Origin of the sequence: Caulobacter sp. (genome assembly GCF_035254145.1) — a bacterium.
In the GTDB taxonomy this organism is placed as follows: domain Bacteria; phylum Pseudomonadota; class Alphaproteobacteria; order Caulobacterales; family Caulobacteraceae; genus Caulobacter.
Genome location: NZ_DATFAV010000144.1, coordinates 1 through 6,675, shown reverse-complemented (window position 1 = coordinate 6,675; position 6,675 = coordinate 1). Strand labels below are relative to the sequence as shown.

The 6,675-nt window shown below is 67.9% G+C and carries 2 protein-coding genes and 2 pseudogenes; 1 reads left to right on the top strand and 3 read right to left on the bottom strand.

What is annotated here, in order from left to right; translation table 11 throughout:
- Window positions 1-266 precede the first annotated feature (266 nt).
- Both VJ655_RS08625 and VJ655_RS08620 read right to left on the bottom strand, forming a co-directional pair.
- The gene (locus VJ655_RS08625) at window positions 267-740 is read right to left on the bottom strand and encodes a phosphatase PAP2 family protein (RefSeq protein ID WP_324110658.1); all 474 of its coding nucleotides are present in this window, start codon (window positions 738-740) and stop codon (window positions 267-269) included.
- 186 nt (window positions 741-926) lie between these two features.
- Window positions 927-2,084 (bottom strand): annotated as a pseudogene (locus VJ655_RS08620) (phosphatidylinositol-specific phospholipase C1-like protein); the annotation flags it as partial.
- Between the two features lie 27 nt (window positions 2,085-2,111).
- Here VJ655_RS08620 and VJ655_RS08615 point away from each other — a divergent pair.
- Window positions 2,112-4,948, top strand: a pseudogene (locus VJ655_RS08615) (TonB-dependent receptor).
- Window positions 4,949-5,125: 177 nt separating this feature from the next.
- Here VJ655_RS08615 and ahpF read toward each other — a convergent pair.
- The coding region (gene ahpF, locus VJ655_RS08610; protein WP_324110656.1) for an alkyl hydroperoxide reductase subunit F at window positions 5,126-6,675 on the bottom strand (1,550 nt) is incomplete at its 5' end.

Here is a 6,675-nt window from a genome sequence, read left to right as displayed (position 1 = left end):
GGGCGTTCGGTTAGCGTTGAAGGCCAGATTCTAAGGGATCGAGCTCGCCGCCGTTCGCTCGGGCCTGGCAAACTACTTATCTTGGACTCTGTGACCGGCCGCTGGCGGAAATCGTACCCTAGAGGGCGGCGGCGTAGACGTGGCTATCTTCACCTCTCGATTCAGCGCCCTAAACCGATACGCAAACCGTTCGTCGGTTTAGGGAAGAGTGCGACCCCTCACCCGACCCACTTCGTGGGCCACGCTCTCCCGCAACGGGGGAGGGACTACTTCCCCGCCGCCGCCATCACCGCCGCCACCTCGGCGCGAGCCATGGCGATGTCGCGCTGGAAGGCCTCGGAGCGGTGCTCGGCGGCGTAGATCACCTCGCCCGAGCGCAGGCCGGCCTCGGCGGCGCTGACCGAATGGCTGCCGCAGACCCAGCGGCTCTCGGCGTATTCGCGGCCGCGGGCGTAGAGGGCGTCGGCGCGGGCGGGAACGACCTCGGCCAGGATCATGGCCACGTGGCCGCCGAAGGCCGAGTGGCCCGACGGATAGTCGGGATTGCCGGCCAGGTGGGCGCTCTTGACCTCGCAGATCGGCGAGGCGTCCTTGCCGATATAGGGCCGCTTGGTCCCCCAGAAGGTCTTGGCGAGGCTGACCACCGAGCGGTCGTCGCCGGCCCGTTCCAGCAAGGCCGTCAGGATCGGGGCGTTCTGGGGCGTCAGCAGCACGCCCAGCGTCGCCTCGAAATGGCCCATGGCCGGGCCGTCGACGTCGTCGGTCGCCAGTTTCCAGCGGGGCGTGTCCTTCAGGGCCCGGGTCTGGTCGAAGATCGCCGCGTCGGCGACGGCGCGGGGCGAGCCAGGCTCGGGCGGGGCGCTGAGCACCTTGGTCAGGTCGGGACGGGCGGCCGGCTCCAGGTAGCCGCGCGCCGGCGCGCCGGGCAGGGCCTCGATCGCCAGGCCGTCGCAGGCCTTGGGCTGGCGGACGGGATTGCAGGCGGCGACGTCGCCGCCGGTCAGCCGCACCGTGTAGCCGCCGGCGAAGCGCGGGTCGGCCCAGATGTAGTCCGTCGAGACATATTGCGCGCCGCTGGTCAGGGCGGCGGTGCGGCGCGTCACGTCGTTGCGGCGGGCCTCCTGGGTGTCGGCGTCGGCGCGGGTGCGGACGATGAAGCCGGCCTTCACGGCGGCGGCGATGCGGGCCTTCTCCGCCACCGGATCGTTCAGGGTCAGATAGGCCGCGGCCGGCGAGGCCTCGTCGGTGTTGACGAACATCGCCCGGCCTTCCAGCGAGGCGCGCTTGCCGCGATAGATCGCGACCTTCTCGGGGCTTTCGTCCAGGGCGAAGAACACCTTGCCGCGGGCCTGGCCGATCGTCGGCCAGCCGCCCTTCAGCACGCCCTCGCGCAGGGTGGCGGCCTTGCCGCGCACCTGGTCGGGGGTGATCAGCCGGTCCTCGCCGAACACCGAGCGGACCTCGGCGTCCAGGGCGTCGAACAGGGGCTCGGTGAAGGCCAGGGGCTTCACCCCGCCCGGCATCGTGGCCTCGCCTTCCTTGGCGTTGATCAGGATCAGGATCGGCGCGTGGTCGCGATGGACGTCGGACCAGGCGCGGATCTGTTGCAGGCACGAGACGAAGGTCACGCACGATACGCGGAAGTCGACGTCGGGCATGTGGATGGTCTTGAAACCCGGCTTGGCCAGGGCCGCGGCCGTGGCCGGCGGCAGGACCGTTCCCTGGCCGAAGGCGGTCAGCGGTTTGGCGTAGCGACCGCCTTCCGGATCGGCCACCACGTCCAGCTCCAGCTGGCGGGCGCCGGCGTCCAGCTGCTCGACCAGCGGGCGGTGGCCATAGTCGACGCCCAGGACGGCCGGGCCGCGCGCGGCGACCATGGCGGCGATCTCGTCGGCGGGGATGGCCAGCTTGTAGGAATTGTGCGTGCCGACCGCCATCAGGTCGTTCATCCGCAGGGCGTCCAGGCGCTGGCGCACGCAAGCGGCGCTCTCATCGGAACAGGGGGCGGCGGCCAGCGCGAGGGCGGCGATCAGGCTGAGCATGGAAGACTCCCAAACGAGAGCGTCGCCATAGCGCGAGCGCATGACGGTTTGACGTCGCCTAGGCGCCTTCTGTCATCAAGCTTTAACGGAACCGAGACGCGGGGGTCACCGACGGACCCTAACGCCCGGCCAACGCCGGCGCCCTAACGGGTCTCCCAAACCGGCGATCACAATTGGGGGTACTCATGTCTCGGACCAAGATCGCGCTCCTGGCGGGCGCGGCCAACCTCGCCATGGCCATGTTCGCGCCGGCCGCCTTCGCGCGCGCCGAAGAGCCAGCGCCCGCGGCCGAACCGGCGGACGCCGTCGACGCTGTCGTGGTAACCGGTTTCCGCAAGTCGCTGGGCGTGGCTCGCGAAATGAAGAAGTCCAGCGCCATCGTCGCCGACGTGATCGTCGCCGAGGACATGGCCAAGTTCCCGGACCTGAACCTGGCCGAGTCGCTGCAGCGTCTGCCGGGCGTGGCCATCAACCGCGAAGGCGGCGAGGGCCGTCGCGTCAGCCTGCGGGGCCTGGGTCCCGACTTCACCCGCGTGCAGCTGAACGGCATGGAAGTGCTGGGCAATGTCGACTCGCCGATGGACAGCCGCGGCCAGACCTCGCGCGACCGGGCGTTCGACTTCAACATCTTCGCCTCGGAGCTGTTCTCGAAGATCGACGTGCGCAAGTCGTTCTCGGCCGAACAGGACGAGGGCGGCATGGCCGGCACGGTCGGCCTCTACACCGCCAAGCCGTTCGACTATTCGGGGACCAAGGGCGCCCTGTCGCTGCAAGGCGGCACCAACAGCGCCACCAAGGACTTCCAGCCGCGCGGCGCGGCCATGATCAGCAAGAACTGGGACGACAAGTTCGGCGTCCTGGTCTCGGTCGCCTATTCCAAGCGCAAGACCGAGGAGCAGGGCTACAACACCTACGGCGCCGGCACCCAGAAGGCCCTGCCGGCCAACGTCGTCAAGCTGAGCGCGGCCGATCAGGCCAAGGCGACCAACGGCGAGCTGATCTTCCAGCGCGGCAACCGCCTGTCGGTCTGGGATTCCGACCAGGAGCGCCTGGGCCTGACCACGGCGCTGCAATGGCGTCCGGTCGAGAACGTCACCCTGACCCTCGACGCCCTGCACGGCAAGTTCACCAACGATCGCTCGGAGCTGCACTTGGCCACCCGCGCCACGGTCGGCTCGACGATCCTGGGCGCGGCCACGCCGCACTCGGGCAATCTGGTCAGCCCGCCGCCGGTGCTGAACGCCATCGAGTACGACAAGTACAACTCGGTCATCTACGCCGACGTCGACAACACCGTCTTCGCCACCGAGACGCGTCGCCAGGAAACCAAGAACACCTTCGACCAGCTGGTGCTGACCGGCGAGTGGAAGGTCACCGACAAGCTGACGATCGACGGCCACATCGGCCGCGAGAAGTCCGACTACGACATCCCGATCTCGGACAAGTTCTACACCGAGGCGTTCGGCGGCCTGATCACCGACTATCGCGGCGACACGGGCCACAACACCTACAAGTGGAACACCACCGATCCCAACAATTACCGGGCCCACGAGATCGACTTCTCGGCCACCTACCAGAGCACCGAGCTGAAGAACGCCGAGCTGAACGGCGCCTACGCCTTCAACGACGATTTCGTCCTGAAGGGCGGCGTCTCGTATCGCGGCTTCGAGAACTCGGGCTTCACCCAGGCCAATGACGACGTGAACAAGACGGCCTGGGAGAAGGGGACGCTGGACGACCACCTCGACGGGATCACCAAGGTGTTCAGCCAGCACCACGACCAGTCTTGGATCATCGTCGACTGGGACAAGGCGCTGTCGAAGTACGGCGTCACCCGCACGCTGCTCGCGCCCAAGGGCATCTATGCGGTCAAGGAAGACACCAACGCCGGCTACCTGCAGCTGGACTGGAAGACCGAGTTCCTGGGGCGTCCGCTGCGCGGCAACACCGGTCTGCGCGCCTATGAGACCGAACTGACGTCCTCGGGCGTCATGTCGGTCAAGGGCGTCAACACCCCCACCGAGGCCAAGAAGAAGTACTCGGGCGTCCTGCCGGCGCTGAACGCGGTGCTGGAGGTCTCCGACCAGTTCCAGATCCGCGCCGCCGCCGCCCGCAACATCAACCGCCCGGCCCTGGGCGCCTACGCCATGAACGGCTCGATCAGCGTCGACGGCTCGACCGTGACGGTGTCGACCGGCAACCCGAACCTCGACCCCTACAAGTCCGACGAGTTCGACCTGGTGGCCGAGTGGTACTTCGGCGGCGTCGGCATGCTGACCGCCGGCGTGTTCCACAAGAACATCGACGGCCTGATCGCCAGCCAGACGGTCAACAACGTCACCTACGCCAGCACGGGCCTCGCCGAAGGTCTCTATCCGGGCGTGACCGGCTCAACGATCGTCGCGTCCTACACGCGCCAGGTGAACAACACCTCGGCCAAGCTGACCGGCCTGGAGCTCTCCGCCCAGAGCGACTTCTTCTTCCTGCCGGGCGCGCTGAAGAACCTGGGCGCGGTCGCCAACCTGACCCTGATCGACTCCTCGACCACCAACCTGGTCAACGGCAAGCCGCAGAAGACCGACATCTTCGGCCTGTCGGACATCAACGCCAACGCCACCCTCTACTACGAAACCGCCAAGTGGGGCGCGCGGGTCTCGGCCAACTATCGCTCGGACTATCTGATCGACAGCGGCGCGTTCAACGCCACCACCTATGTCGACGGGGCGGCCTTCTACCAGCTGACCCCGCGCATCCGCCTGTCGCTCGACGCGATCAACCTGACCAACGAGCGCGAGGAGCAGGTCAACAGCTTCAACAACGGCTTCGGCCAGACCGGCGCCAAGCGGCTGTGGAACTACACCACCAGCGGCCGCACGGTGTTCGTCGGGGCCAACATCCAGTTCTGAGGACTGGGTTCTAGAGACGAAGAAGCCGCCCGGGGTGACCTGGGCGGCTTTTTGTTTTGGGCGGCTCCGCTTGAAGCCACACAAATCATACCGTCATTCCCGCCCCTCGGGCCGGCAAAGCCGGTCCCGTGGGGCGGGAATGACGGTGGTTTAAAAGACCGTGAGCAAGGCCGTTCCCTACGCCGCCTCGGCTTCCGTTTCCGCCGGCAGGCGGATCAGGTAGTCGAAGGCGCTGAGCGAGGCCTTGGCGCCTTCGCCCATGGCGATGATGATCTGCTTGTAGGGCGTCACCGTCGCATCGCCGGCGGCGAACACGCCCGGCAGCGAGGTCTCGCCGCGATAGTCGACCTCGATCTCGCCGCGCGGCGACAGGGCCACGCCCGAGTCCTTCAGCCACTCGGTGTTGGGCACCAGGCCGATCTGCACGAACACGCCTTCCAGGTCGACGCGATGCACGGCGTCGCCGTTGCGGTCCTTGTAGGACAGGCCGCTGACCTTGGCGCCGTCGCCATGGATCTCGGTGGTCATGGCCGAGGTGACGATCCTGACGTTCGGCAGGCTGGCCAGCTTGCGCTGGAGCACCGCGTCGGCGCGTAGTTGGCTGTCGAACTCGATCAGCGTCACGTGGGCGACGATGCCGGCCAGGTCGATGGCCGCCTCGACGCCGCTGTTGCCGCCGCCGATCACCGCCACGCGCTTGCCCTTGAACAGCGGACCGTCGCAGTGCGGGCAATAGGCCACGCCCTTGTTCTTGTACTCGGCCTCGCCGGGCACGTTGACGTTCCGCCAGCGGGCGCCGGTCGACAGGATGACGCTGCGCGACTTCAGGCTGGCGCCGTTCGCCAGCTTGACCTCGATCAGGCCGCCCGGGGTCTTGGCGGGGACCAGGCCCACGGCCGTCTGCAGGTTCATCACGTCGACCTCGTAGTCCTTGACGTGCTGCTCCAGCGCCGAGGCCAGCTTGGGGCCTTCGGTGTGCGGGACCGAGATGAAGTTCTCGATGGCCATGGTGTCCAGCACCTGGCCGCCGAAGCGCTCGGCCGCGATGCCGGTGCGGATGCCCTTGCGGGCGGCATAGATCGAGGCCGCGGCGCCGGCCGGGCCGCCGCCGATGACCAGAACGTCGAAGGCGTCCTTGGCCTTGATCTTGTCGGCCATGCGGTCGGCCGCGCCGGTGTCCAGCTTGGCCAGGATCTGCTCGACGTCCATGCGGCCCTGGCCGAACGGCTGGCCGTTCAGCAGGATGGTCGGCACGGCCATGACCTGGCGGGCCTCGACCTCGGCCTTGAAGAAGGCGCCGTCGATGGCGACGTGATGGATGCGCGGGTTGAGCGCGCTCATCGTGTTCAGCGCCTGCACCACATCGGGGCAGTTCTGGCACGACTGCGAGAAATAGGTCTCGAAGCGGTAGTCGCCGTCCAGGGCCTTGATGCGCTCGATCACCTCGGCGTCGAGGCGCGGCGGGTGGCCGCCGACGTGCAGCAGGGCCAGCACCAGCGAGGTGAACTCGTGGCCCAGCGGCAGGCCGGCGAAGCGGACATCCGCATCTCCGGAAGCGCGGGTGATGGCGAACGAGGGCTTGCGGCCGTCCTGGCCGTCGAAGCGCGCGCTGACCTTGTCGGAGGTCGAAACGATGTCTTCCAGCAGCGCCTTCATCTCGGCCGAGCCGGCGGAGTCGTCCAGCGAGGCGACCAGTTCGATCGGCTGGCGCAGGTTCTGCAGATAGG

Excerpts from the sequence above, each read along its gene's own strand:
- VJ655_RS08625 (WP_324110658.1), bottom strand. The coding sequence starts at position 740 with ATGGGCCATTTCGAGGCGACGCTGGGCGTGCTGCTGACGCCCCAGAAC.